This window comes from Hallella seregens ATCC 51272 (assembly GCF_000518545.1).
GTDB classification, from domain to species: Bacteria; Bacteroidota; Bacteroidia; order Bacteroidales; family Bacteroidaceae; genus Prevotella; species Prevotella seregens.
Genome location: NZ_JADU01000008.1, coordinates 134,697 through 161,178, shown reverse-complemented (window position 1 = coordinate 161,178; position 26,482 = coordinate 134,697). Strand labels below are relative to the sequence as shown.

Sequence of the window (26,482 nt, the reverse complement as noted above, 5' to 3'; positions counted from 1 at the left end):
GGAAAGGGAGAGAAGCTGATCGATGCTTTTCTCACTTGAAAGGAACAGACGGACATACTTGCGGACAGTGTTACGGGAAGTATGGAATGTGGATGCCGTTTCCTTGATACCCATCCCTGCCGCATAACATCTTAAAATGTTCTTGATTCTCTTGTTCATTTGCATAGATTTTATTATTACCCCTTACACCAGGACTCGGGTTCCCAAATCTACATAAAAAAACTCTAACGACACTTGTACTAAGTGGTTAATGTTATTTTGGCCAAAAGGGTCAATCATATTATGGCCAAGGTGAGCAATCCTGTTTGGCCAAAAGGGTCAAAGTAGAGTGGCTTTTCCAGGTATTCCTGCACTTAAACTCATCGTACCGAAAGTGTGCCTTGCCATGTGATAGGACAACCGCTCTCTGATACCGCAAGCCTTGCCCACGATACTCAGCTTTGCACTCATCACGCTACGGCTACAAGCACAGTGAAAAATAAAGTCGTCGCCTTTTCCTTTCACTGTCTGCATTTCTTTCATGCTTGGTTGTTCTTTCTTGCATTGATTGATGATGGCTTCCGCTATCGGGTGTAGTGGCACGACAAACTCCACCTTTGTCTTCTGCCGTTCTTTTCGGATATATTTCTGTCCGTCGGCTGCCGTTTGAATGTGTCCCGATTGCAAATGTTCCATATCAGCAATAGCCAAACCTGTAAAACAGGCAAAGACAAACAGCCGTCTTGCTTGTTCTGCCTCCTTATCAGGTACTCTCAGTGCCATAAGTTTAGATACTTCGCTCTTTTGCAAAAAGCGTATCTTCTGTTCCGCTTTCTCATACTTGGCATTCTCAAAGGGATTGCAACGGATGATTCTTTGACTGACCGCACGATACATCAGCCTACTCAGCCAACAAAGATAGCGATTCATGGTTGCTGTTGCCAAACCTCGTTTTTTCAGATAGAAACGGTATTCTTCAAACAAGTCTTCCGTTATAGTGGCTATGACTATATCCGTCATTCCCTTATCCTTTACAAACTCCGTAAGCAACTTATCTGAATAGAGAAGATTCTGATAGGTTCCCTCAGCTCTCGATTTGCCCACGCACACTTTAACGGATAGCAATTCTGCCTTGCTCATGGCAAGGAGCGTTGTTGGTGTGGTGGCTATTCCCTGTAAACGGTTTTTAAGTAGTTCTACACTTACCACTCCCTCCTTTATCAGAATATCCTGATAGGTCTTTTCTACAAGTCCTTTAAACTCGCCGATTCTTTGATTGGTTTTCTTGTCGGTTGTCAATCTTTGTTTGCTGTTCCACTCAGAGGATTTGCACTGCTCGCCTGTGGTAATGGCGGTACTCTTTCCGTCTATGGTGATACGGCAGAGAATGGTGGTCTTGCCGTCTGCCTTTGTCTTCTGTCTGTTGATATAGAATAGTGTCTTGAATGTACTTCTCATTGTCTTGTTGTTTTAATTTCTGGAATGAATGCATAAGAATATACAAAGTATAGGGATTAGATAGTCAAATACATATCTTCGGTGAAAGAAAGGAAACGGTTAAACTCCTCAAAGAGTTTCTGCGGCGTAACCTTCGCATAACGTTCGGTCATATTTACATTCGTATGTCCCAGCATCTTGCTGACCGTTTCAATAGGAACGCCCTGTTCCAAGGTGATAAGCGTGGCAAAGGTATGTCTTGCCGTATGCGAGGTAAAGGGAAAAGAAATACCTGCCCGTAATCGTAAGGCTTTGAGACAAGACTGATAAGTGGGATACTTGATATGGGGGATCAGTGTTTCCCTTTCATCGCTGTGCATTTTCTCAATTAACCGAACAGCTTCTGGCAATAGTTTGATACGACAAAGCACACCCGTCTTCTGTCGGTTGAACTTCAACCAAAAACTACCTGCATCATCATGGACAAGATGCTTCTTGCTTAGTTCCATCAAATCACAATAGGCTGCACCGGTATAACAGGCGAAGAGAAACACATCACGAGCAGTTTCCATTTCTTTTTCCAATTCATCAAAGCAGATTGCTTTCAGTTTGTTCAATGCTTCTTGGTCAAGAGCCTTGGGCGCTTCCTTGTCTCCGCGTTCTATATGGACTTTGTCAAACAGAAGCGTGTCAGCCAGTCCCTCGCGATAAGCCAGCCTGCAGACGGTCTTCAAATCGGCAGCAACTCTGAAGAATGTGCTTTGCTGATGACCAAGTTCACCGAGACAGAACGTCTGCAATTCGTAGATAAAGCTTTCTGTAAGCTGCGAGAAAGCCAAATCCGAAACATGATACTTTCTCTGAATGAACTCCTGCAATCGTTTCCGAGTGGAATGATAGGCGGACATAGACCCTTCCTTGATGTCTATACCGATATGGTTTTCTTTCTCCTTGATGAGCATGTCCAGTCTTTCGATGAGCATACAGCGAGCCTGCACGCTACCTTGAAACAGCTCCTTTACATCGGCTGCATCAAATGGCTGGCCTTTGGCAATCAAAGACTGATAGGCAGATTGAATGGAAAGCAGAAGATTTTCCAACCTCCCATTAATTTCTACCGCCTCACCGCTCTTGCCGTCCATCCTGCTCTCACGTGAATTCCACAAATCAGGATTACAGGAAAGCTTACAACTGAACTGCGCAATACTCCTTCCAAGTGTTATCCGCCCCATAATCGGGGCTTTACCTGATTTGCCTATACCGCTCTTTTTAAGGTAGAGCAACACCTTCATTTTCTCTGTTTTCATACGCTTTAATATTTATGGGCAAAGACAGTGCAAACGAGTTCCATGAGAGCTTGCTCTCAAATGGACGAGTGCAGCCTGTCTTATGCAAAGTTACCCGAATTAAAGCGTTCCTCACTTACGCAGAAAACTGCCGACCAAAGCAACAGCCACACGAGCGAAAATAATTCAGTTACCTATTTCTTCTCCATCGTTACCAACATCAAAACAAGGTAACACTCTGGTAACTGAACTTCTGCCTAAATCTGCATATTTCTGCCCTTTACAAACAGAGCAGTATTATGCCAATTCGTGTATTCCATCCTCATTATCAGTTAGTTTGCGCCAACTCCTATACTTCTTCATTTTCATTGATTAGTTACCGACTGTAATTGTAGGATATACGCACTATAATTGTAGGATATACGCACTATAATTGTAGGAACATACGTCCTGTATGTCCGAAAAGGGAATGACGGGGACAGGCATAAAAGGGCGCGACAAATCACGGATTTGTCGACAAATTGTAGCAACATACGATCTGTTTGTCCGAAAAAAGAAAGGGGTTGGCGGACACACGCGGGGTATGTGCCTATATTTCTACCGCGGTTCTTTCGGTTTGCCTCATCGCCGTTTCCCCGTTTTCGTTCGACCATTACGCCGTCAACGCGAGGCGATTGCGGCGTAACCGCACGGCGATTACGCCGCAATCATCCCACCGCTGCGCCGTCATCACACAGCCATTTGTTTTGTATGTAATTATGTCCAAAAAAACATCGTGCAACCATTTGTCAGCTATGTAGTTACGTCCAAACATCCATCGCGCAGCATCTGTGTAATCTGCGAAATCTGTGAGAGCTTTCACCGTGCAGCCACTTGTCCAATATGTTGTTCTGTCCAAACACCCATGCGCAGCCCTGTCTCCCTCTCCTCCTTTCCCTCCCAGCCTCTGCGGCCTCTCTGGCAGAACCTGTCGGGCTGTCCTCCCTGCCTCTGCGCCTCTGCGTGCAAAAACACATGTCTCTGCGTGCAGCAACGATGGTCTTGGCGTGCAAAAACACATGTCCCGGCGTGCGAAGAACAAAGGGCGCAGCGTGAGGCGAGGGGCGGGGCGGCTCTACGCCAGCTCCACCTCTGCTTCGGGGATGGGTTGGTTGCCCGACTCCTTGACCCCGAGCTGCTTCAGCTCGTTGGCTTTCTGCACAATGCTCTGCCGACCCGTGTAGGCCTTGTTGTAAGCGTCCTCATAGTCCTTGCCCAAGGTCTCGATGTCGCGCTTCACCTTGTCGAACCGCTTGATGAACTCGCCCACCCGTTTGAGCAGTTCCTCGGCCAGGCTGTACACCCGCAGCTGGTTCTCCGTCTGCGTGTACTGCCGCCACGCCACCTCGATCATCTTCAGGATAGCCATCAGATTCTGCTGCGAAGTGATGAACACATGCCGCTCGAAGGCCTCGCTCCACAGCCGCTTGTCGGTAGCCAGGGCCAGCTGCAGCGCCCCCTCGTTGGGCACGAACATGATGACGAAGTCGATGGCATGGCGCGGCGGCCGCACGTAGCTGCTGTAGTCGCGGCGCGCCAGCCCCATGAACTGCGTGCGGATGCTGCGCACCAGGTCGTCGGCATACTTCTTGCGCAGGGCCTCGCTCTCGGTGTTGACATACTGCTCGTAGGCCTCGATGGACATCTTTGCATCGATAATCACGTCCTCGTTCTTGGGATAATGCAGGACCACGTCGGGTATCATGCGGCGGCCGCTCTCGTCGTTGGTGAGCGCCTGTCCACGTTCGTCGGTGAGCGTCTGCTGCACGTCGTAGTTCACTCCCTCGCGGAAACCGTTCTGTTCGAGTATCTCGGTGAGGATGAGTTCGCCCCAGTTGCCCTGAATCTTGCTGCCTCCGCGCATCACGTTGGTGAGCCTGTTGGCCGTGTGGTCTATCTTCTCCGTCTGCTCGGCCATGGCTTTGAGCTGCTGTGCCAGCGAGGCGGTGGATCGCGCCGTCTCCTGATTGGTTTGTGCGATGGCCTCGTGCAGCTTGCTGATGTTCTCGCGCAGGGGAGCGGTGAGCGTCTGCATCGACTCCGTGTTCTGCGTCTTCAGCCTGTCGGCGGTGTGGTCCATCACGCGTGCGGCGAGGTTCTGGAACTGCTCCCTCACCGTTTCCAGCTGCGCCTCGAACTGCTGTTGCAGCTGCCGCTCGCGGTGCAGCTGCTGTTCGCGGCGTTCGTCTTCGAGGCGGGCCTGCCGTTCGCTGCGCCGCGCCTCCTCTTCGTCGTGCTGCCGCCGCTCGGTGTCGAGCTGTGCCTGCACGGCGCTGACGGCCACCTTGGCGGCCGTGAGCTGCTGTTGCAGGGCGGCCAGCTGGTCGGCGGCGGCGGCGAGGCGAGCCTCCGTGTCCCGACGTTGGCGGACCTCCGAGTCAGTCTGCTGGCGTGCCAGCAGCAGTTCGGCCTCCAGGCCCTTGCGCTTGTTCTGTACCAGCAGTCCCGTCAGGGCTGCGCCAATGAGGAGTCCGATAATGAGAAAAAGGATTTGCATATCTTTACGATTTCTAAAAAAACACACTGTGTCAACAAGTTGCTCACCCCACCCGCTGCCGGCGGAGGCTGCGGTGATGTCTGAAAATCAGGTGCTGCAACAGGCCGCGGGCGGCCAGATAAACGAGAAAGGCGAGCCAAAGAAAGTGGTTGAGCATCGGAGAGGAGGCCGAAGTCGCGGCCTTGGCGGCCGGAAACACACCCGCGCCACCGCCCGCCAGCACCGCGCCACCGCCCGCAAAGACGGCGAAGAAAGCCGCCGTGGCCGCCACACTGGAGACGAGCATGCCGCGCGTGGCCGCCAGACCGATGAAGATGCCGTCGTAGACAAAGGCCGCCATGCCCGCCACGGGCACCAGGCAGGCCCACGGCAGATAGGCCGCGGCGGCCTGCACCACGGCCCCGTCGCTGGTGAGCAGACCCAGAAAGCCCGTGCCACCGAGGGCGTAGACGGCCGTGAAGACCGCCATCATGCCCGCCCCCCACACGAAGAGACGGCGCACCAGGCGGCGCAGTCCGGCCCCGTCGCCCGCGCCGTAGAGGCGGCCGCCCAGGGCTTCGCCGGCAAAGGCAAAGCCGTCCATGACGTAGCTGAAGAGCGTGAAAAAGGTCATGAGCAGCGTGTTCACGGCCAGCACCATGTCGCCCTGCCGCGCACCGGCCGACGTGAAGAAGAGGTTCACCGCCACCAGGCACAGCGTGCGCAGGAAGATGTCGCGGTTCACGCGGAAGAACGAGGGCCGCGCCCCGTGTGCCGGCTCCACTGCCGCCGACGCGCCATGGGGCCCGGACACACAGTCTCGGGGCGCCGCCGCCATGCCATGGGCCGCCGCCGCGCTGCGCCACATCCGCCGCGCATGCCACGCCGCCAGCCCCACACCGCTCCACTGGGCCACCAGCGTGCCCAGGGCCACGCCCTCGATGCGCAGCCCCAAGCCGAAGACGAAGGCCACCGAAGCCACGATATTGACCACGTTCTGGAACAGGGCCACCTGCATGGGAACGCGTGTGGTCTGCATGCCCACGAACCAACCGTTCAGGCTGTAGAGCGTCAGCATGGCCGGGGCACCCCAGATAACGATGTCGAAATACCGGCCGGCCAGCGGCCATACCTGGGCCGAGGGGTGGATAAGCGTGAGTGCCAGCCACCCCAGTGGCCACTGCAACACCACGAAACAGGCGGCAATGGCGAGGGCCGTGCGCACCGACCGCCGCAGCAACAGCCCCACCCCGGCCCAGTCGCCACGCCCCAGGGCCTGGGCCGTGAGCCCGCTGGTGCCCATGCGCAGGAAGCCGAAGAGCCAGTACATCACGTTGAATATCATCGTGCCCACGGCTATGGCGGCGATGTAGCGGCCCGAGCCGCCGGGCGCCTGCAGGTGGCCCACGATGGCAAGGTCCACCAGTCCGAGCAGCGGCACCGTGATGTTGCTCACGATGGAGGGCACGGCCAGCCGCAGGATGGCGCGGTCTGTGGAGGGCCCGGAGGCGGGGACGGAGGAGCTGGGGCGGTGGGTCATGGCCTGAAAGGGTGCTGGTGATGGAGGGGCAAAGGTACCAAAAAAGATTGACCCCAAGGGGAGAAAAGGCCGGAAAAGCGGACAAGCATGCGATAAAATGCGTAACTTTGCAAGGCAATGACAAATCAAGAATCGACCAGGACGGGGCTCGCGCTCGAGGGCGGGGCCCTGCGCGGACTCTTCTCCATGGGCTTCGTGGACGTGATGACGGTGCACGGCAGCCACCCCGACGTGGCACGCCGCCGCCTCAGCGCCCCCAAAACTTTCTTCCGGCCATGAGGCGGCGATGGCTTTGCCGCCTCGGGGCGGCTGCAGCGGTGCTCGCCCTCGGGGCGGGCGGGTGGCTGGGCGTGCGCATGCTGCCCGCCACCGAGGCCGACATGCGCAGTGCAGTCTGCCTGGTCAGGGGGCGGCAGTCGCTCTGCCTCGTGGCCGGCGGCGACACGCTGCCGCTGCAAACCGACACCGTGGAGCAGCAGGGCGTGTGGATTAACCGCCACTGGTGGTGGCCCAGCTGCGACGGACGCGTGCTCACCGTGAAGCCCGCGCACAGCCCGCGCACCGCTGCGAGCTGGCGGGGAGCCGCCAACCTGCGCCGCTGGGTGGAGGCACGGCGCGACTCCATGGCCGCACTGCTCGGGCGAAAGGAGACCGAACGCAAGGAGCTGGCCTACTACCTGCGCAGCCACGGCGTGCGCGACGAGGGCTATACGCGCATCGCAGTCTATGCGGCCGGGCAGCGGCGCGAGACCGACTCGCTGCGCAACGTGTGCCGACGGCTGGCCCGGGTGGACACGCGCGGCCGGCTGCGGCTGGTGGAGCGCGGCGACTACACCGTGACTTGGTTCGACGGCGACGGGCGGCCGCAGCAGGTTTCGTGCCATCCGGCCGTCACCAAGGTGGGCCGGCGGGGCGAGTCCCTCATCATCCGCACCCGCCGCTTCATGAAGCCCTGGGGGGTCTACGCCGTGCGCAACACGCCCTGGCTGGCTCCCGCCCACCGCCGCATCATCGTCGTGACGGTGGTGCCGGCTGGCACACGGCTGCCCCGCCACACCCTGCTCACCGAGGGCCGGCTCGACCGCGGCCGCCACGACCTGCCGCGGCTCTTCGCTGCCGACGGCAGTGCGGCCTTTACACGCCACGGCCGGTTCATCGGCGTGGTGGCCGGGCAGCAGGTCGGGGACTGACTGCCCCACTCCTTTCTTATATGCAGAAACACATGACTCGATATTTGCCCAACGGGCGGACGCGCCGCCGCCGCTCCCTCCTCTATCACCCTCTGGCTGCCCTGCTACTGCTCACGACGCTGCTGACGGCGGGCTGTTCGGCCCCCGGGAGCGACGTGTTCACCATTCGCCGCGGCGACACGACCTACCGCGGGCAGCTGCGCCACGGCCTGCGCGATGGGCTGGGCGTGCTCACCCGCGGCGACACCGTGGTCTACTCGGGCTCGTGGCGCGGCGGCATGCGCCAGGGACGGGGCTGGACCACAGACACGTCGGGCCGCCGCATCGACGGCGTGTGGGACCACGACACCCTCGTGACGGGCACCCGCCACGACTCGGCGGGCGTCTACACGGGCGAGTTCGACCGCCGGCTGCGGGCCCGCGGCTACGGCCATTACCGCGACACACTGGGCACCTACTACGAAGGGCAGTGGGTGGCCGACGAGCGCACGGGCTTCGGCTTCTCCTCGCAGCACCGCTACTTCCGCGTGGGCGAGTGGAAAGCCGACGTGTATAAAGGCGAGCGACTGCACTACACCGCCGACCGCATCTACGGCATCGACCTGTCCAAGCACCAGCACGAGCGGGGCCGCCGCCGCTACACCATCGACTGGAGCCGGCTGCGCATCAGCCATCTGGGCTCGCTCTCGAAGAAGAAAGTGAGCGGGACCGTCGACTACCGCGTGTCGTTCATCTTCATCAAGAGCACCGAAGGAGCCTCGCTCACCAACCGCTACTACGCCGCCGACTACGCCGCCGCGCGGGCCCACGGCTACCCGGTGGGCAGCTACCACTTCTTCTCCCACCGGAGCACGGGGGCCGAGCAGGCGGCCCACTTCCTGCGCCACAGCCACTTCCGCACGGGCGACCTGCCGCCCGTGCTCGACCTGGAACCGCTGCCCAGCCAGGTAAAAAAGATGGGAGGCCCGGCGGCCATGTGGGCGCGCGTGCGCAGCTGGCTGCACATCGTGGAGCGGCAAACGGGCATGCGCCCCGTGCTCTACGTCAGCCAGCTCTTCGTGAACCGATACCTCAACGCGGCTCCCGACGTCAAACACGGCTATCCGGTGTGGATAGCGCGCTACGGCGAGTACAAGCCCGACGTGAAACTGTGGATTTGGCAGCTCGCCCCCGACGGCCGCGTGCGCGGCATCCACGGCGAGGTGGACATCAATGTGTTCAATGGTTACAGCGGCGAATTCCGCCAATGGCTGGCCGCCGTCCGCAAAAAATAAACGAAAGAAAAGGGGGAAAGGCGTGCGGCGGCCTCATTCGTTGACCGCCCCGCAGTGCGGACACCGGCCCTTGCGCCGCATCCTCGCGCCACAACGGCCGCAGCGATAGGGCGCGCGGCTGTGGCGCAGGTACTGGCGCAAGGCGTAGAAAGCGTAGCCGGCAAGCAGCACATAGCCCACGAAATAGAGCACGGTGAGGCTGAACACAATATAGTTCACGGCACACACGGCGGCCAATCCGCCCAGATAGAGCAGGGCCTCGCCCGCCGGCAGCTGGTGGCGCACGTCGTCGAAAGCGGCCAGCGCCACGATGAGCATGGCCCACACCGACAGCAGGAACACGCCCAGCACGGGCGGAAGACTGAAAGGATTGAGTGTGGGATGGAAGTAGAAGTGCTGCCACATCTGCGGCGCAAAGAGCTGAATACTGGCATAAAGCGCGGCCGATGCCGCCACAATGAGACAGAGCAGCGTGGGATAGAAGGAGTCGATGTCGTTGAAATGGACGATGCGCGCCCGTCGCCTGAAGATGCTCCACAGCAGGTAGCTGGCTGCAAAAACCACGATGACCACGAGGAAAACAATGACATGCGAGCCCGAAAAGTCGGAGATGAACTCAGAAATGGGGTCGTCCGGCATGACGCGGGGCAGGAGCAGGCTCTCGCGTGTCCAGCCAAAGGCCGAGGTATCGTTGGCCAGTTGCACCCACACGGAGTCGACAGGGTCGGCCGGCACCATGCGGATGTCGGCCACGACAAGGTGCGCCCCGCGGTACACGGTGAACGAATCGGTCTGCATGCCGCCCAGCAACTCCTCGGGTTGCTGGCGCAGCAGCTCCAGGCTGTCGGCCCGCACCACGAAGTTGTAGTTGTTGGTGTAGTGATGGGTGGAGAAGAACGAGAGCGAGTCGAGCTGTCGCTCGCTGTAGGGCTGGGCCGCATGGGGCCGCCGATGGCTCACGTAGCACGAGCCCAGCAGTGTTGCAGCCAGCAGGGCCACGGCCGCCACGAAGGCGGGGCGCAGGGAAAAGGGAATGGGATTTCTCATGGATTCGGGCGGCTACTCACTGTAAATGTTCATCTGGCACTCGTCGCAACGGAACTCCAGACGGAACCGACGGCCGTCGCCCAGCCGCAGCACGAGCGGCTCGCGCCACGTGGGCTTGCGGCCGCCATGGCGCACACAAAAGCCCAGCGCATAGCGCAGGCAGTGGCGGCACTGCATGAGCAGGGCCCCATGCTGCCGCCCCTCCAGCTCGAAGGCCGGGCCCACGCGGAGCAAGCCGTGGGCGGCATAGAAGTCGCGGGCCAGATGATTGGACACGTTGTAGAGGTAGGGGAACTGCCGGTACTCGGGTTGCCACACGCGGGCGGCGGCTGGAGCGGCTTCCTTGGCAGGGTTGTTCAAGTTGTTTTTGTCGTCGATGTTGTCTTCAACATCGGTATTTGGGTTGTTTTCTTTGTTCTTGTTGTCTTTAGAATCCACGTTCGGGCTGTCTTCAACACCCCTGTTTTCTTCGAGAGCCGCGGCCAGATGCTCCACGGCTTCGCGCCTCAACGCGGCCAGCAGACTGGACGGAATGAAGAGCTGCGCGGCCTCGTCGTCGATGCCGATGCCGTCGCAACTGAAGAGCGTGCCACCCAACTTGCCCAGCTGCCGGCGTATGTTGTCGGTCTGGGCCGACTTGGCGGCCTCGTGTGCAAAGTCCACCGTGGCCTCGCCCACCAGCTCCCCGGCCTCGGGCCCGGCCTGAACGAGCCCGTCCGGCGGTGTTGAGGTGCCGGCTCCTGCAGGTGCAGGCCACACCCGGAGGCGGAATCCAGAGGGCGTGAGCCCCAGCCACATCCGCACGGGCAGCGTGCGTTGGGCCGTGGCGCCAGCCAGCACACGCTCGAAAGCCTCGTCGTTGTTGCGGTAAAGACCCGTTCCCGCCTTGAGCCCGCGCGGCATGCGGAGGGGGTAGAGGCGGTTGCCCACGGCGCGGTTCACGCGGAAACCCTCCAGCTCGTGCTCCTCGTTGATGAAGCAAAGCCCGTCGCCATTGGCAAATGCCGCCGTTCCAGCCACGTTGAACGAGTCGCGCCGCAGCTCCTTCACCCGCCCCACGAACTCGCCAAGAGCCTTGGGTGTGTCGAAAGAGGCGATGTCGGGCTGCCGCCCTTTTAGGAAGTAGGTGGTGAAGCCGCGGTTGAAAGTCTTCTGCAGGTTGGGCTCGAAGCTGTACGCCACCCGCCCGCGCGAGGCCCGTGCATAGCGTTGCGGATGGCGCGCCACCAGCTCGTCGAGCCGCCGACTGAAGGCCGACACCACGTTTTTGACGTAGCCCTCGTCCTTGAGCCGCCCCTCTATCTTGAACGATGTGGCGCCGGCATCGGCCAGTTCCTCCAGGTGGTCGAGCTGGCTCATGTCCTTCATCGAGAGCAGATGACGGCCTTGTTCGACGACGTGGCCGTCGGCATCGACGAGGTCGAAGCGCATGCGGCAGAACTGGGCACACGCTCCCCGGTTGGCCGACCGCCCGAAACAGTGCTGCGAGGCGTAGCACACGCCCGAATAACTCACGCACAACGCCCCGTGCACAAACACCTCGAGCTCGATGTCCGGCACGGCTTTGTGGATGGCTTCTATCTCTTCGAGCGACAGCTCGCGGGCCAGCACGGCACGCGCAAAACCGAGCCGCCGCAGCCATTCCACCTTTTCGGCCGAGCGCGTGTCGCACTGCGTCGAGGCATGGAGCAGCGGTGCCCGACCCACCCTGGCCAGGGCCTCGCGGCGCAGTTCCAGCATGCCCATGTCCTGCACGAGCATGGCATCCACGCCGATGCGCGACAAATCGGTGACAAGCTGCCGCGTGGCGGCGAGCTCTTGCTCGTAGACAATGGTGTTGACAGTGACGTAGACGCGGGCCCCAAACCGGTGGGCATGGGTGCAGAGCGCGGCGATGTCGGCCAGCGAATTGCCGGCGGCGGCCCGCGCACCAAAGTGTTCGGCACCGATGTAGACGGCGTCGGCCCCGTGGTCGATGGCGGCCAAGCCGCAGGCCAAGTCCCTGGCAGGAGCCAGGAGTTCGAGTTTGCGCATAGTGAAAAAGGCGGCCGCTCCACCCGTGCGGGAGGGCGTACAACCCCTGCAAGGCAGCGGCGCGGAAGCGTGCAACAGTCCGCACGGCCCCGTGCCGACGGCTATTCTATCTCGTTGATGTTGTAGGGCGTCTCCTGATAGACGTAATAATTGATCCAGTTGCTGAACAGCAGGTTGGCGTGCGACCGCCACGTCACCAGCGGTCCCTGGGCCGGATCGTCGGCGCGATAGTAGTTGCGGGGCAGCGGTACGTCGTTGCGCTTGCCCAGGTCGCGGCGGTATTCCTTGTCGAGCGTGTCGGGGGCATACTCCAGGTGGCCGGTGATGAAGAACTCGCGGCCGCCCCGCGCCATGACCATGCTCACTCCGCTGCGCTCCGACTCGGCGATGACGGTGAGCGCCGGAACAGCCTCGATGTCCTCGCGGTGCACCTCGGTGTGGCGGCTGTGGGGCATCATGAACACGTCGTCGAAGCCTCGGAAGATGGGCAACTCGGGCACAAGAGGCGTCTGCCGGAAGATGCCGAACATCTTTTCAGCCAGCGGATACTTGGGCACGCCATAGAAATGGTAGAGCCCCGCCTGGGCCGCCCAGCAGATGTAGAGCGTGGAAGTGACGTGGGTGCGGGCCCAGTCGAAGATGGTTTTTATCTCCTCCCAGTACTCCACCTCCTCGAACGGCATCTGCTCGATGGGGGCGCCGGTGACAATCATGCCGTCCCACTTCTGCTGTCTAAGGATGTCAAAGTCCTTGTAGAACATGAGCATGTGCTCGATGGGCGTGTTCCTCGGCGTGTGGCTGCGCAGTTTCATGAAGTTCACCTCCAGCTGCAGGGGCGTGTTGGAGAGCAGGCGGATGAGGTCGGTCTCGGTCGTAATCTTCAGCGGCATGAGGTTGAGCACGACGATTTTCAGCGGCCTCACCATCTGTGTGTGGGCCCGGCTCTCGTTCATGACGAAGATATTCTCCTTCTTCAGGATGTCTACGGCCGGCAGCCTGTCGGGTAAGCGTAAGGGCATGGCGTGGGATTCTGGTTACCAGAGCTGCAGCCGCTCGCTCTGGGGAATGTACATTTTGTCGGCGGGGGTCACGCCGAAAGCCTCGTACCAGGCGTCGATGTGGGGCAGGGCGCCGTCCACGCGCCAGCGTCCGAGCGAGTGGGGGTCGGTCTTCACGCGGTTGCGGATTTCCTGTTCGGTGATGTTCTGGCCCCACACGCCGGCGTAGGCGATGAAGAAGCGCTGGGCGGGGGTGAAGCCGTCGGCGGTCTTCAGCGGGCGGGTGGCCGTGACATTGCGCAGGGCGTTGTAGGCCACCTGCAGGCCTCCGTGGTCGGCCAGGTTCTCGCCGAGGGTGAAGCGGCCGTTGGCGTGCAGGCCGGGCAGCACCTCGATGGCGTCGAAAAAGTCGGCGTAGAGCTTGGCGCGCTGGTCGAATCCGCGGGCGTCGGCGGCCGTCCACCAGTCGTGCAGGTTGCCCGTGGCGTCGTACTGGCGGCCCTGGTCGTCGAAGCCGTGGGTCATTTCATGGCCTATCACCACGCCGATGGCCCCGTAGTTGAAGGCATCGTCGGCCTTGGGGTCGAAGAAAGGCCGCTGCAGGATGCCGGCCGGGAAGCAGATTTCGTTGGTCGTGGGGTTGTAGTAGGCGTTGACGGTCTGGGGTGTCATGTACCACTCGTCGCGGTCTACGGGCCGCCCGGCCTTGTCGCGTATCTCCTTGTCCACGGCAAACAGGCGTGCGGCCACCACGTTCTCGTAGTAGCTCCGGGCCGGGTCGATGTCAAGGCGGGCGTAGTCGGTCCACTTGTTGGGGTAGCCAATCTTCACGTAGAAGCGGTCGAGCTTGTCGTGGGCGTTGGCCTTGGTGGAGTCGCTCATCCAGGTCTGGGCGTCGATGCGCTGGGCCAGGCTGAGCTGAAGCTGGCGCACGAGCTCCTCCATCATGCGCTTGCTCGAGGCGGGGAAGTAGCGTTCGCAGTACATTTTGCCGAGTGCTTCGCCCATGGCGTGCTCCACTTGGACGGTGGCGCGCTTCCAGAGGGGGAAGTCTTCCTTGCGTCCTTTCATCGTCTTGCCGAAGAAGTCGAAGTTGGCCTCACGCACGTTGTCCGACAGAACATTGGCCGAACCCATGATGACGTCCCACTCCATGAGGGCGCGCAACTCGTCGGCCGTGAGCAGTGCGGCGAGCCGGTCGCAACCCGTGAAGAAAGCGGGCTGGCCCACAACAACCTCGCGGATGGCGGCCGTGTCGATGCCTTGGGCCTGCGAGAGGGCCCGCAGCGGGATGTTGGGCCAGGCTGCCTCGAAGGCGGCGAGCGTCATCTTGTTGTAGTTGGCCTGGGGGTCGCGCAGCTCGGTGTTGCTCTTGGAGACGAGGGCGAGCGTGGTCTCGAAGCGGAACACGGCCTCGCCTTTCCGCGCCGACTGCTCCTCGGTGAAGCCATAGAGGCGGAACATGCGCACGATGTGGTGGCGGAAGGCCTCGCGCACGTCGGCCGTGGCCTTGTCGGTGTTGAGGTACCAGTCTCTCTGTCCCAGCGTGAGGCCGCCCTGACGCAGCACGAGAATGTTCATCGTCACGTTTTTGTCGTCGGCCGCGAAGCCCGAGCCGAAGGGCACGCCATAGCCCAGCCGCGCGTACTTGAGCTGCAAGCGGCGCAGGTCGTCGAGGCTGCGGGCGGCCTCCATTTCGGCCAGCAGGGGCTGCACGGGGCCCAGCCCCTCGCGGTTGCGGCGGGCCGAGTCGGCGGCGAGCCGGTAGAAGTCGCTGAGCTTGCGCTCGGTGGTGCCGGGCTTGTAGGCCTTGCGCGACAGGTCGGCGAGGATGGTGTTGACCTGCCGGTTCACGTTTTCCTGCAGCATGTCGAAGCTGCCATAGCGGCTGTAGGCGGTGGGCAGGGGGTGCGCGCGCTGCCAGCCGCCGGTGGCAAACTGGTAGAAACTGTCGGCCGGACGCGCCGTGCGGTCCAGGTTGGAGAGGTCGAGGCCCGACTTGCTCTGGGCCTCCATGCCGGCCACGGGGGCGGCGAGCATCATCATCATGGGGAGGAAATGTTTCATATACATGGTTGTTGGGGATTCGTTGGGGGTCGGCGGCGGGGCCGCCGGAGGGGGAACGCCGCGGCGGCAGCCGTCAGACGGCGGCGGCGCGGAGCGTCTCGAGGGCTTCGGAGAGCGTCAGCCAAGCGTCGTTCTCGCGGTCGAGGGCGGCCTGGGCCGAGGTGTACTCGCCCACGAGCTCCATGTTGGCGGCGTTGTCGGGGTGCATGAGCAGGGTGTCGAGCTCCTTGAGGCGGGCCTCGAGGCGGGCTATCTTCTTCTCCGACTCCTCGACGCTGCGCTCGGCGCGGCGTATCTTTTTCTGCCGTTCCTTGTGCTCCTGATAGTTCTGGCGGGCGTCGCCGGCAGCCGCCGTGGGGGCCGGAGCCTTGGCCGCAGCGGGTGCGGCGGCCGGGCGCGACGGGCCTGAGGCGGGCCGGGCGGCGGCTGTGGGCGGCGCGGCCACAGGGGCCGGCGACGGCGACGAGGCCAACGCCTCGTGGATGGTCTCGGCACGGCGGGCCCGCAGGTAGTCGTAGATGCCGCCCAAGTGCTCCACCACGCGGCCGCCGCCAAACTCGTAGACCTTGGACACGAGGCCGTCGAGGAACTCGCGGTCGTGGCTCACCACGATGACCGTGCCGTCGAAGGCGCGGATGGCCTCCTTGAGCACGTCCTTCGACTGCATGTCGAGGTGGTTGGTAGGCTCGTCGAGGATGAGCAGGTTCACCGGCTCGAGCAGCAGCCGTATCATGGCCAGGCGCGAGCGTTCGCCGCCCGAGAGCACCTTGACGCGCTTGTCGGCCACCTCGCCGCCGAACATAAACGCGCCCAGCAGGTCGTTGATCTTGAGCCGCATGTCGCCCGTGGCCACGCGGTCTATGGTGTCGTGGATGGTGAGCGACTCGTCCAGGAGCTGCGCCTGGTTCTGTGCAAAGTAGCCTATCTGCACGTTGTGGCCCAGCTTGAGCCGGCCTTCGAAGGGTATCTCGCCCATGATGCACTTCACGAGCGTGGACTTGCCCTCGCCGTTCTTGCCCACGAAGGCCACCTTTTCGCCGCGCCGGATGGTGAGGTTCACGTGGCCGAACACGGTGTGCCGGCCGTAGACCTTGCCCACCTCGTCGCAAATCACGGGAAAGTCGCCCGAGCGCAGGCAGGGCGGGAACTTGAGGTGCATGGCCCGGTTGTCCACATCGTCGACCTCTACAGGCACCATTTTCTCCAGCTGCCTGATGCGCTGCTGCACCTGCACGGCCTTGGTGGCCTGGTAACGAAACCGCTCGATGAAGGCCTTCGTGTCGGCCATCTCGCGCTGCTGGTTCTCGTAGGCGCGCAGCTGCTGGGCCCGCCGCTCCTGCCGCAGCACTACATACTGGTCGTAGGGCACGCGGTAGTCCTCGATGTGGCCGCAGGTAATCTCCACGGTGCGGTTGGTCACGTTGTTGATGAAAGCCCTGTCGTGGCTCACCAGCACCACTGCCTTGGCGCTCTGGGCCAGAAACTGCTCGAGCCACTGTATGCTCTCGATGTCGAGATGGTTGGTCGGTTCGTCGAGCAGCAGCACGTCGGGGTGGCGCAGCAGAATCTTGGCCAGCTCGATGCGCATGCGCCATCCGCCCGAGAACTCGCTGGTGGGGCGGTCCAGGTCGTCGCGGCCGAAGCCCAGTCCGGCCAGCGTGCGCTCCATTTCGGCCTCGTAGTTGTCGCCGCCGAGCATCATGAAGCGGTCGTGCTCCTGGGTGAATGCCTCCACCAGCTCCAGGTAGCCGGCGCTCTCGTAGTCGGTGCGCTCGGCCATTTCGCGCTGCATGCGGTCGAGCCGCGCCTTCATGTCGGTGTGTCGCGAAAAGGCCTTGCGCGCCTCTTCGCGCACGGTAGTGTCGTCGGCCAGCCGCATCACCTGTGGCAGGTAGCCCACCGTGGTGTCGCCGGCCACGGCCACCGTGCCGGCCGTGGGCTTCTGCAGACCGCACAGAATCTTCAGCATCGTGGACTTGCCGGCCCCGTTCTTGCCCACGAGGGCGATGCGGTCGCGGTCGTTGACCACGAAACTCACGTCATGAAACAAGGGCCGCACGCCGAACTCCACTGTCAAATGCTCTACCGAAATCATCTTTTTCCCGAATCTTTATAGACTGCAAAGATACAAAAAAAAGCCCCATTGCGTGCAGCTACACATTATTTTATTACTTTTGCAAGCACGGACGAACCGGGCTCGCGGCCCCCACCCTGCATGGTCGCGGCTCTCGGCCAGCATCATCGGGCCTCCCACTATGCACCATCGCCGCCCCCACCCTGCATGGTCGCGGCTTGGCGGGCTCCCCGTTACGCTGCAATCGCGCTGCGGCTACGCCGCAATCATCGCGCGAACACGCCGTCATCGTCCTGCGGCTACGCCGCAAAGGCCGCGCGATTGCGCCGGCCTCATCACCCCTATCCTCCCTTATCCCTGCCTATCCCCTCCTATAACCCCCTATCACCTCCTATAACTCCCCGCTTATCCCGGCCTATTCCCGCCTAAAGCTCCCCCGCCCCGCACCATCAGAACGGGTAGCCGATGGCGAAATGCAGGCTCTGGCTGTCGCGGAAAGAGGGCATGTTGTAGAAGCCGGAGCGGTAGGGCACGTGCAGGCCCACGCCCCAGTCCAGCCGGATGACGATGAAATCCAGGTCGTAGCGCAGCCCCACGCCCGTGCCGAGGGCCGTCTCGCGGAGCAGGTTGCGGAGGCGGAAGCGGCCGCCCTGGCGGTGGTCGTCGCGCAGAGACCACACGTTTCCGGCATCGAGGAACACCGCACCGTAGAGGCTGCCCAGCAGCCGCGGCCGGTATTCCAGGTTGGCCAGCAGCCTGACGTCGCCCGTCTGGTCCAGATAGTAGGCCGCGGCCGAGGCGTCGTCGTGGTAGCTGCCGGGGCCCACGGCCCGCACGGTGAAGGCCCGTATGCTGTTGGCACCGCCCACATAGAACTGCTCGCTGTAGGGCGCCACCGTGGCATTGCCGTAGCTCCACACCACGCCCGCGTCCACATGGCCCACCAGCCGGCTGTGCTCGGCGAGCCGCCACGTCTTCACGAGCTCGGTCTCGAGCTTGAGAAACTGGGCATACGGATTCTGGAACAGCTGCTTGCCCTGCGCGTCCCAGCGGCGGCCGGCGGCGGCATAGCCCAGCGACAGCAGGTTGCCGGCCTCGCTCACCGTGGTCTGCCACCACAGGGGGCTGCGGCGGGAGGGGCTGGTGTAGGTGTAGACATACTGCATCTTGGGCACGAACTGGTCGCGCATGGTGTATTGCAGGTAGCTGTTGGCGCGGAGAATGGAGTCGAAGGCGGCCGTGGTCTTGCGCATGTACTCGAACGAGAAGACCAGCGGCGAGAACTGATGGCGCACCGTGGGCGAGGCCTGCAGCGTGTAGGTCCACTCGCCCGAAACGATGTGACGCTTGAAATAATTGGCCCGACTGATGATGTCGGACGAGCCCTTGAGCATGGTGGTGAACGTGGGCACGTAGTGGGTGCGCGCCACACGCCGCCACAGGCGGCGGCGGATGGACTCGGCCCAGGGCACCACGAGGGTGGGAAACTGCAGCGAAGCGTCGAAGCCGTACTCGTAGCTGTTGAAGCGCGACGAGGAGCCCTCGCCGCCGTGGGCCGTCTGCCACTCGTAGTTGCCCTTGACCTTGACGTCGAGCAGCTCGCCGCCGTGGAAGGCATTGCGCTTGGTGAGGCCCAGCACCACGCCCGGGCCCAGGCGGTTGTTGGTCTTGCCCGTGAGGTTTCCCTCGAAGTAAACGTCGTAGGGCTTGTCGAACACGCAGTTGAGCCGCAGGTCGAGCGTGTCGCAGCGGCCCGTGGTGTCGCGCGGCGTGAACGTGAAGTCGACCATGCTGAACAGGCCCGTCGTCGTGAGTTGACTGAGGCTGCGCTGGTGGTCGTCGTAGCTGTAGAGGCGGCCCGGGAAGAGGCGCATGGCGCCGAGGACGACCGACGGGCGCACGGGCGAGCGGCGGCCGTTGAAGCGCACGGTGAGACGGCGGCGGCGAATGGAGTCGTGCAGCTCTTCCATGAACTGTCGCCGCATGTCGATGCTCACGTCGCCCACGTACCACTTGCGGCGGGCCGCGGCCGGAATGTCGGCCGACGGCCGGAAGCGCAGCTCCACGCGGCCGGGGGCCGACACGGTGTCGGCCAGGTAAGAGGCGTAGGCAGGCTGGTAGTAGAAGAAGCCGTTGTTGCGCAGCAGGGTGCTGATGCGCGTGCGCTCGCCCTCGAGGGCGCTCACGTCGAAGGCGTCGCCGGCCCGCAGGCGGGCTTCGGCGCGGGTGGCTTGCACCAGGCTGTCGGCCGCGGGCGAGAAGTCCTCGTAGCGCAAGGTGTCGACGGTGAAGAGGTGGCCCGCGTCCACCGTGTAGGCAATCTTGGCCTTGCGGGGGTTCTTGCCCACGACAATCTCGTGGGTGACGCGGCCTCGAAAGTAGCCGTGGGCCCGCAGCACCTCGGTGCCCACCGAGGCCCGCAGCGTGGGGTTGACCCAGCTCATGAGCACCGGCCGCGAGCCGAAGGCGCCGACAAGCCACTTGGCAAAGAGGCCGTGGCTGTCGTGAAAGGCGTTCCATATCCACAGGCCCACGGGGAAAGGCGAGCGCACACGGCTGCTGCCGAAGAGGGCGCCGTTGGGCGCGGTGGCCAGGGCGGCCTCGAGTTCCTCCTGCGTGGCGGCGAAGTGCGCGCCGCGCTCGGGGGCGTTGTAGGTGATGGGCGTGAGGCCGGTGTAGAGCCGGTCGCCCTCGGGGATGCCGCTCGTCGTCGAACAGGAGGCCAGCACGAGGGCCGCGGCGGCCGTCAGCACGAGGGCGGAGAGAGAGGAGAGGGGAGTCTTGTTCATCGCTGTGGGTCTTGGGTGGCGGGGGCGGCGCCCTGGCGTGCGGCCGCACGACGGGCGGCAGCAGCGGCACGGCGCACGGCCATGGAGTCACGGCGGGCGGGCGCGGAGTCGCGCCGCACAGTGTCGGGGGGCAGGGAAACGGACTTGTCGTCGCGGAAGCGGAACAGGTCGCTGAAGTGTCTCAGCTTGCGTTTCCACAGGAATCCGCCGCCAAAGCGGCTCACGTTGCCCTCCAGCCAGTCGTAGCTGTCGCGCTGATAGAAGAGGTTGAGATACCTGTTGGACGTGGGGCTGAGCCGGTATTCAAAGGTCACGTTGTCGAAAAAGGTCTCTTCCTGCGGCGTGACATCGGCCCCCGACGAGAGCCGGCCGCCCACGACGATGCGCAGACGGTTGTTCCAAAAGCGCTTGGCAAACTTGAAGGAGTAGTCGGTGTGCAGGGCGCCGCTACCGTTGACAGAGTTGTCCACGCCGAAGCTCACGTCGAGCGAGCGCAGTGCCTTGCCCGTGATCTGGTTGATTTGGCTGTTCAGAAAAGCACTCAGCGCGGAGTTCATGGAGAACGAGCTGGTGTTGCCGTCGGCCAGATACATGCCGGTGGTGAGCATGGCCACGGCCTGCTTGGCGCGGTCTTCCTTGGACATGCTCTGCAGTTGGTTGTGCAGCGTCATGTCGTCGGGGGCGTCGATGATGAACTCCAGGCCCATGTTGGAGAGCATTTGGCTCACCACCACGCCGCAGGTGAACACCGCCACGCGGCCGCCCGACGCGTCGCCGCCCACGGTGGCCTTGGTCTGTTCGGTGGCCGTGAGGTGGAGGGCGGGGTCCATGGGGTCGCCGCGGAACTCGATGTAGCTGCCGTCTTGGATGGTGAACGTCTTGAGCGGGATGACGGGCAGCGAGTATTTCATCTCGCCGCTACCGATGGTGTAGCGGCCGGTGAGCCGAAGGTTGTCGGCCGCGCTGTACTGCATGCGCATGTCGCCGCCGCCGACAACGTCGATGTAGTTGGAGTGGTCGGCGTTGAGATAGCAGTCCACGTGGGCGCCGTCGTCGATGCTGATGCTCAGGTCCATGTCGAGACCCGTGAGCGGCGGACGGCTCGGGGCGGTGGCGGCCGACGTTCGGAAGTCGACGAAATCGACCAGTCCCTGCAGCTGATTGTCGGTGGAAAGGGGCGAATCCTTGAGGTTGTACTTCAGGTCTGTGGTGCCCAACACCTCCACGCGGCCGCGCATCCGCAGGTTGTCCACGGGGCCCTGCATGAGCCCGAAGAAGTTGACGTAGGCCTTGCCGTAGGCTTCGGAGCGGCCAGTCTCGCGGGCATCGACGAGCAAATAGTTGTCAGCCCGCATGCGCACGTCGAGCAGCATGCGCGACATGTCGGAGAAGTCGAAGTAGCCTTTCACGTTGAGCGGGCTGTCGTTGTGGGCAAACACCTCGAAGTTCTCGAACTGCAGCCGGCTGTCCTCGATGCTCACGGGGTCGTTGGCAAAGCGCATTTCCACGCCGTAGGGCTCGCTGAAGATGTAGGCCGAGTCGAGAAACACCTCGCCATTGACGTCGGGCCGCGCCAGCGATCCCCGCACGCTGAGGTCGCCCTCGGCGTAGCCCTTGAAGCCGAAAAGGCGGTCGGGGATGAAGCCGTTGGCCAGTTCCAAGGGCAACCGTTCCAGACTGAGCGTGGCATCGAGCACGCCACGGCCTGCCGAGACGTAGGTGCCGGTGAGCGTGCCCACCTCCGCGCCGTTGTGTGAGAGCGTTCCGTCCACATAGTGGCTGCCGTCGGACTTGGGCATGTAGGTGAACTCGGTGGCTACATTGCCCATCGGACAGCCCTCGTAGACCATGCCCCGCACGCCGACCGACGAGGAGACGGAGAGCTCCGAGGCGGTCTGAATGAGGTGGAAGTCGCCGTCGAGGATGCCCTCTACATCGGGCGTGTAGGGTATCATGGCCAGTGCATCGCCGATGTTGAACCGGTGTAGGCTGACCGTGACGTCCTGCAAAGCCACGGCATTGGAGTCGTTGGTGTAGACCTGGAGACCCGTGCCGTCGGCCGCGCGCAGGGCCATGTCGGCGCGGATGCGCCGGTCGTCGCCCAGAAACAGGTAGTTACTGTCGTTCACGGAGAACTCTTTGTAGCCCAGAACAGGCCTGTCGCCGACGAGATGGAGGCTGACACCGTGGGCCTCCATGGCGGCACGCAGGCCCAGGCGCACGCCGAGGCGGTCGACGTGGTCGTAGACACGGGCCTGGAGCGACGTGCCGTGTGCGTCGATGGAGCCGTCGAAGAGGGCATTGAAAACGTAGTCGGGGTTCTTGGGGCCGTTGCGCAGCTGGGCGGTGTAGGTCATTTTTTCGGCATCGGAATCGAAGCGGAAGCGCACGGTGTCCATCTGGAAGCCGCCCAAAACGAGCGAGTCGACCTGCAGACGGCCGTCCAATCCGTCCACGGGCGAGGCCGTGAGGTCCATCAGCACACGGTCGAGGGCATAGCCATAGTGGCGCAGGATGCGGCACACCATGTTGTCCTTGCCCGACCGCAAATAGACGCGGGCCAGCGGAAGCTGGCGGCGAAGGCGCAGCTGGTCGATGGTTTTGTCGCGCAGCTGACGCTGCAACTCGCCCACAAAAGCGTTGCAACGGGCCAGCAACCGCTCGTATCCGCCCGATGCGTCCATGTTGAGGTGGAAGTCGGCACAGTCGATGATGGCGTGGGTAGTGTCGCGCGAGGTGACGATGTCGAGCCCCACGTCCTGCGGGCGGTAGGCGCGGGTGGAGTCGCGCAGGGTCATATCGCTCAGCGTGCCCTGCACACGGTGGTACTGGCGCAGGTCGGACGCGAGGTCCACATGGGCGCAACCCGAGACGACCAGCGGCTGGGCGACGAGGCGCAGGGCGTGGAGGTCGGCATGGGCGATGTCGCAACCCACGGTGGCGCGCAGCCGCCGGCCGCCGGTGAGGGCGCTGACGGCAATGGTTCCGCGCAGCAGCGAGTTGCGGCTGTCCACGCGGGCCTGCACGCGTCCCTGGGAAACGGTGGCGTCAAGACGCACGCCGGCAAGGTCGTAGGGGCCATAGCCAAAGCGGGAGACGGCAGCCGAGGCCTGCAGACGGGTGCGGGACGAGAGCGGGTCGGTGCCCTGGCCGTGGGCCGTGAGGCTGCCGGTGAAAGCGTGGAGAGGATAGCGGGGCAGGAAGGCGCGCAGGGGAAGGGCGCGCGCCGAGAGGCTGGCCTCGTAAGCCATGCGGCCGGCATCGACCCACACCGTGCCGCCCACGGAGCCACCGCCCTGGGTGGCCGTGAAGCGGCTGGCATAGCGCGGGCCATCGACATCGACCTGCCCGCGGAACCCGATGCCGCGCGGGATGCGCACCGTGCCCCGCACAGCGGGCGGCAGCAGGGCGGCCACGAAGTCGAGCCGGTCAGTCCGGGCCTGCACCTGCAGGCGGGCACGCAGCCGGTCAGGGCGGTCGAGGTGCTCAAGGAAGCCGTCGGCCCGCACGCTGAGAGCCGTGGGCAGACGGAGAGCGAGTTGGCGCACGCGCAGCCGCTGCAGGTTGCCCCCCACCCCGCCATGCACCACCAGCGGCTGCCGGGGCCAGTGGCGGGCCAGGGTGCGCGGCAGGTTGTCGGCGGCAAGGAGCAGCAAATCCTGCCGTCCTATCTGGCCGCGGAGCGTGGCCTGGAGGGTGCCGGGCTGCACGTCGGCAAAGGCATTGAGGTCCATGGCGAAGCCGAGGGCCACGTCGGTGCCGGCCGCGGTGCGCACGCGCAGGGCGGGCAGCGCGAGGTGCGTGCTGTCCATCGTGAACGTGCCGCGCATGCTGCTCACGGCCAGACCGCTGCGTTCGGCAAAGGCGGCCTCGCGCACGGCCAGCCGCAGCTGGGAGTCGCCATAATAAAAGGAGTCGGCCCGCAGCCGCAGGGCCGAGAGTTGGAGGTGGCTGTAGTCGAGGCCGCGCGTGCGGGGCACGAAGTTTTGGTCGTAGGCCAGGCCGCCCTGCCAGTCCAGCCGGTCCACGGTGTAGAGGCCTCGGTGCAGGTCCATCCACGTGCCGACGGCCTCGGCGCGATCCATCCGGGCGGCCACGGAGAGGGTGTCGCCGGGCAGATGGAGGGTGAGGGCGGTGCGGCACAGCGAGAGGCGGGCCACACGCAGCTTCCAGAAGTTGGTGCTGGGGGCGGTGTCGGGCGGCACAGTGTCGCTCAAGGCGATGTCGAGTCGGGCGTCCGACAGCCGCACGGCATCCACACGGGCCAGCTCACGGCTGAGGTCTATGCCGTGGGCCCGGAGGTCGAGACGGCCCACCTGGCCGCGAATGCGGGCGGCAGGGATGAAATGGGTGGTGTTGAGGTGGAGCCGGTCGAAGCCCAAACGGTCCACCATGACCTGGCTGCGGAGCAGCGGCCACAGCTGCACGCGGGCCACCACACGGCCTACAAGGGCCACCGTGTCGCGGCAGTCGGGCTGCGTGTCGTTGGGCGCAAAGGCCCGAACGTCAGCCAAAGCCAAGTCGAGGGGAAAGGAAAGGCGCACGCTGCCCACGCTGATCTGCATGCCGGTCTTCCCGGAGGCATAGGCCGCGGCCTGCCTCACGGCCCATCGCTGAAAGGGCGGGAAGTAGAAAAGCAGGGAGAGGAACACAAAGAGCAGGACGGGCGTCAGCAACAGAACGCCGCCCCACTTGGCATATCTTTTCATGGGCACCGGGAGGGAGGGAGGAAGACTGCGGGATGGGACAAGGGGAGAGGAAGTGACGGGGCGGGGCCAATCAGCAACCGGCCGCGGCGGCCACGTCGTGCCACAGACGGTCGGCGGGCAGCGGGGAATCGAGCTCGACAGGCTGGTGCGACACAGGATGCTCGAACGCCACGCGGCGTGCAAGCAACGAGATGCTGCCGTCGGGGTTGCTGCGCCGCGCACCATACTTCAGGTCGCCGCGGATGGGACAGCCCATGTGGGCCAGCTGGCAGCGTATCTGGTGATGGCGGCCGGTGAGCAGTTGCACCTCCAGCAGGTGGTAGTTGTCGGTGTGGCCGATGAGCCGGTAGTGCAGCACGGCCTTCTTCGAGCCGGGCACTTCGCGGTCGTGGGCATAGCTCTTGTTCTGCCGCTCGTTGCGCACGAGCCAGTGCGTGAGCGTGCCCTCGGGCTCGGGGGGCGCGTTGCGGGTAAGGGCCCAGTAGGTCTTGTGGATGTCGCCACGGCGGAACATGTCGTTGAGCCGCGCCAGCGCCTTGCCCGTGCGGGCAAAGACGACGAGCCCCGCCACGGGCCGGTCAAGACGATGCACCACGCCGAGGAACACGTTGCCCGGCTTGTGGTACTTCTCCCTGACGTAGGCTTTCACCGTCTCGGAGAGGGGCACGTCGCCGGTCTTGTCGCCCTGCACGATCTCGCCGCTCTCTTTATAGACGATGATGACGTGGTTGTCTTCGTAAACAACACGCATGACGGCGTTACATGTTCATGCCGCCGTCGATCTGAATAACCTGTCCGCTGATGTAGCTCGACATGTCGGAGGCCAGGAACACGGCGCAGCTGGCAATGTCGTCGACGGTTCCGCCACGGCGCAGGGGTATCTTGGAAATCCACTCCTTGCGGATATTCTCGGGCAGGGCCTGGGTCATGGCCGTGTCGATGAAGCCCGGGGCGATGGCGTTGGCACGGATGCCCTTGGGGCCCATCTCCTGCCCTACGCTCTTGGCCAGCGCAATCAGGCCGGCCTTGGAAGCGGCGTAGTTGGCCTGTCCGGCGTTGCCATGCACGCCCACCACGGAGGCCATGTTGATGATCGAACCGCCGCGCTGGCGCATCATCACCGGCACACAGGCATGGATGAAGTTGAACGCACTCTTCAGGTTGACGGCAATCACGGCGTCCCACTGGGCCTCGGTCATGCGGAGCATCAGGCCGTCCTTGGTGATGCCGGCGTTGTTCACGAGGATGTCCACCGAGCCAAACTCTTCCTTGACCCGCTTCACCACCTCCTCCGTCTGTGCAAAGTCGGCGGCATTGCTGGCATATCCCTTGGCTTTCACGCCGAGGGCGGCTATCTCGCGCTCGGTCTGCAGCCCGCCGTGCTCCTCGTCGATGACGAGGTCGGTGAACGCCACGTTGGCGCCTTCGCTGGCATACTTCAGGGCAATGGCCTTGCCAATGCCGCGTGCAGCACCTGTCACCAGGGCTGTCTTACCACTTAATAATCCCATGTTGTCGATTCTTATTTTAGTTGGTTGATACT

Annotated in this window: 16 protein-coding genes and 1 pseudogene; 3 read left to right on the top strand and 14 right to left on the bottom strand. The window is 63.0% G+C overall.

Translation table 11 applies throughout. The features are described from left to right. The 5 genes and pseudogenes from L888_RS14405 to L888_RS0103645 all read right to left on the bottom strand — a co-directional run. A partial coding sequence (locus L888_RS14405; RefSeq protein WP_156924977.1) for a helix-turn-helix domain-containing protein occupies positions 1-159 on the bottom strand: 159 nt, incomplete at its 3' end. 180 nt (positions 160-339) lie between these two features. After that, positions 340-1,437: pseudogene (locus L888_RS13335) on the bottom strand (phage integrase SAM-like domain-containing protein); the annotation flags it as partial. A gap of 56 nt (positions 1,438-1,493) precedes the next feature. Continuing rightward, positions 1,494-2,723, bottom strand: coding sequence for a site-specific integrase (locus L888_RS0103665; RefSeq protein ID WP_027951916.1), 1,230 nt, complete (start codon positions 2,721-2,723; stop codon positions 1,494-1,496). A 1,093-nt stretch (positions 2,724-3,816) separates the two neighbouring features. Next, complete coding sequence (gene rmuC, locus L888_RS0103650) at positions 3,817-5,238, bottom strand: DNA recombination protein RmuC (RefSeq protein WP_027951914.1); 1,422 nt, start codon at positions 5,236-5,238, stop codon at positions 3,817-3,819. Positions 5,239-5,281: 43 nt separating this feature from the next. Continuing rightward, positions 5,282-6,757 (bottom strand): MATE family efflux transporter, encoded by a 1,476-nt coding sequence (locus tag L888_RS0103645; RefSeq protein ID WP_027951913.1) that lies wholly within the window; start codon positions 6,755-6,757, stop codon positions 5,282-5,284. Positions 6,758-6,874: 117 nt separating this feature from the next. Here L888_RS0103645 and L888_RS14615 point away from each other — a divergent pair, with 117 nt between their 5' ends. Genes L888_RS14615 through L888_RS0103630 form a run of 3 tightly spaced genes read left to right on the top strand, consistent with a single transcriptional unit; the run spans position 6,875 to position 9,221 of the window. Continuing rightward, positions 6,875-7,036, top strand: coding sequence for a hypothetical protein (locus L888_RS14615; RefSeq protein WP_169732665.1), 162 nt, complete (start codon positions 6,875-6,877; stop codon positions 7,034-7,036). Beyond that, entirely contained in the window at positions 7,033-7,947 is a 915-nt protein-coding gene (locus L888_RS0103635; RefSeq protein ID WP_027951912.1) for a hypothetical protein, read from the top strand. The genes L888_RS14615 and L888_RS0103635 overlap by 4 nt, the downstream gene beginning before the upstream one ends. A 32-nt stretch (positions 7,948-7,979) precedes the next feature. Then, positions 7,980-9,221 carry a GH25 family lysozyme gene (locus L888_RS0103630; protein ID WP_027951911.1) on the top strand — a complete coding sequence of 414 codons (1,242 nt, stop codon included), beginning with the start codon at positions 7,980-7,982 and terminating at the stop codon, positions 9,219-9,221. A gap of 33 nt (positions 9,222-9,254) precedes the next feature. On the opposite strand, the gene L888_RS0103625 is transcribed toward L888_RS0103630, so the two are convergent. From L888_RS0103625 to fabG, 9 genes are all read right to left on the bottom strand, one after another. Further along, complete coding sequence (locus tag L888_RS0103625; protein WP_027951910.1) at positions 9,255-10,268, bottom strand: beta-carotene 15,15'-monooxygenase; 1,014 nt, start codon at positions 10,266-10,268, stop codon at positions 9,255-9,257. A 12-nt stretch (positions 10,269-10,280) separates the two neighbouring features. Continuing rightward, complete coding sequence (locus L888_RS0103620) at positions 10,281-12,302, bottom strand: peptidase U32 family protein (protein WP_027951909.1); 2,022 nt, start codon at positions 12,300-12,302, stop codon at positions 10,281-10,283. 101 nt (positions 12,303-12,403) lie between these two features. Then, positions 12,404-13,321 (bottom strand): homoserine O-acetyltransferase MetA, encoded by a 918-nt coding sequence (gene metA, locus L888_RS0103615; RefSeq protein WP_005847169.1) that lies wholly within the window; start codon positions 13,319-13,321, stop codon positions 12,404-12,406. Positions 13,322-13,336: 15 nt separating this feature from the next. Further along, on the bottom strand, positions 13,337-15,373 hold the full coding sequence (locus tag L888_RS0103610) for a M13 family metallopeptidase (protein ID WP_027951908.1): 2,037 nt from the start codon (positions 15,371-15,373) through the stop codon (positions 13,337-13,339). A 67-nt stretch (positions 15,374-15,440) separates the two neighbouring features. Beyond that, positions 15,441-17,462 (bottom strand): ABC-F family ATP-binding cassette domain-containing protein, encoded by a 2,022-nt coding sequence (locus L888_RS0103605; RefSeq protein ID WP_027951907.1) that lies wholly within the window; start codon positions 17,460-17,462, stop codon positions 15,441-15,443. 428 nt (positions 17,463-17,890) lie between these two features. Continuing rightward, the gene (gene tamL, locus L888_RS0103600; protein WP_027951906.1) at positions 17,891-20,230 is read right to left on the bottom strand and encodes a translocation and assembly module lipoprotein TamL; all 2,340 of its coding nucleotides are present in this window, start codon (positions 20,228-20,230) and stop codon (positions 17,891-17,893) included. After that, the gene (locus L888_RS0103595; RefSeq protein WP_027951905.1) at positions 20,227-24,939 is read right to left on the bottom strand and encodes a translocation/assembly module TamB domain-containing protein; all 4,713 of its coding nucleotides are present in this window, start codon (positions 24,937-24,939) and stop codon (positions 20,227-20,229) included. Before L888_RS0103595 ends, tamL begins: the two co-directional genes overlap by 4 nt. 70 nt (positions 24,940-25,009) lie before the next feature. Beyond that, complete coding sequence (locus L888_RS0103590; RefSeq protein WP_027951904.1) at positions 25,010-25,690, bottom strand: RluA family pseudouridine synthase; 681 nt, start codon at positions 25,688-25,690, stop codon at positions 25,010-25,012. Between the two features lie 7 nt (positions 25,691-25,697). Continuing rightward, positions 25,698-26,450, bottom strand: a complete 753-nt coding sequence (fabG, locus tag L888_RS0103585) for a 3-oxoacyl-[acyl-carrier-protein] reductase (protein ID WP_005847182.1) — start codon at positions 26,448-26,450, stop codon at positions 25,698-25,700. Between the last annotated feature and the right edge of the window lie 32 nt (positions 26,451-26,482).

Coding starts and splice junctions, on each gene's coding strand:
- L888_RS0103665 (WP_027951916.1), bottom strand. CDS start 2,723: ATGAAAACAGAGAAAATGAAGGTGTTGCTCTACCTTAAAAAGAGCGGT.
- rmuC (WP_027951914.1), bottom strand. CDS start 5,238: ATGCAAATCCTTTTTCTCATTATCGGACTCCTCATTGGCGCAGCCCTG.
- L888_RS0103645 (WP_027951913.1), bottom strand. CDS start 6,757: ATGACCCACCGCCCCAGCTCCTCCGTCCCCGCCTCCGGGCCCTCCACA.
- L888_RS14615 (WP_169732665.1), top strand. CDS start 6,875: ATGACAAATCAAGAATCGACCAGGACGGGGCTCGCGCTCGAGGGCGGG.
- L888_RS0103635 (WP_027951912.1), top strand. CDS start 7,033: ATGAGGCGGCGATGGCTTTGCCGCCTCGGGGCGGCTGCAGCGGTGCTC.
- L888_RS0103630 (WP_027951911.1), top strand. CDS start 7,980: ATGACTCGATATTTGCCCAACGGGCGGACGCGCCGCCGCCGCTCCCTC.
- L888_RS0103625 (WP_027951910.1), bottom strand. CDS start 10,268: ATGAGAAATCCCATTCCCTTTTCCCTGCGCCCCGCCTTCGTGGCGGCC.
- L888_RS0103620 (WP_027951909.1), bottom strand. CDS start 12,302: ATGCGCAAACTCGAACTCCTGGCTCCTGCCAGGGACTTGGCCTGCGGC.
- metA (WP_005847169.1), bottom strand. CDS start 13,321: ATGCCCTTACGCTTACCCGACAGGCTGCCGGCCGTAGACATCCTGAAG.
- L888_RS0103610 (WP_027951908.1), bottom strand. CDS start 15,373: ATGTATATGAAACATTTCCTCCCCATGATGATGATGCTCGCCGCCCCC.
- L888_RS0103605 (WP_027951907.1), bottom strand. CDS start 17,462: ATGATTTCGGTAGAGCATTTGACAGTGGAGTTCGGCGTGCGGCCCTTG.
- tamL (WP_027951906.1), bottom strand. CDS start 20,230: ATGAACAAGACTCCCCTCTCCTCTCTCTCCGCCCTCGTGCTGACGGCC.
- L888_RS0103595 (WP_027951905.1), bottom strand. CDS start 24,939: ATGAAAAGATATGCCAAGTGGGGCGGCGTTCTGTTGCTGACGCCCGTC.
- L888_RS0103590 (WP_027951904.1), bottom strand. CDS start 25,690: ATGCGTGTTGTTTACGAAGACAACCACGTCATCATCGTCTATAAAGAG.
- fabG (WP_005847182.1), bottom strand. CDS start 26,450: ATGGGATTATTAAGTGGTAAGACAGCCCTGGTGACAGGTGCTGCACGC.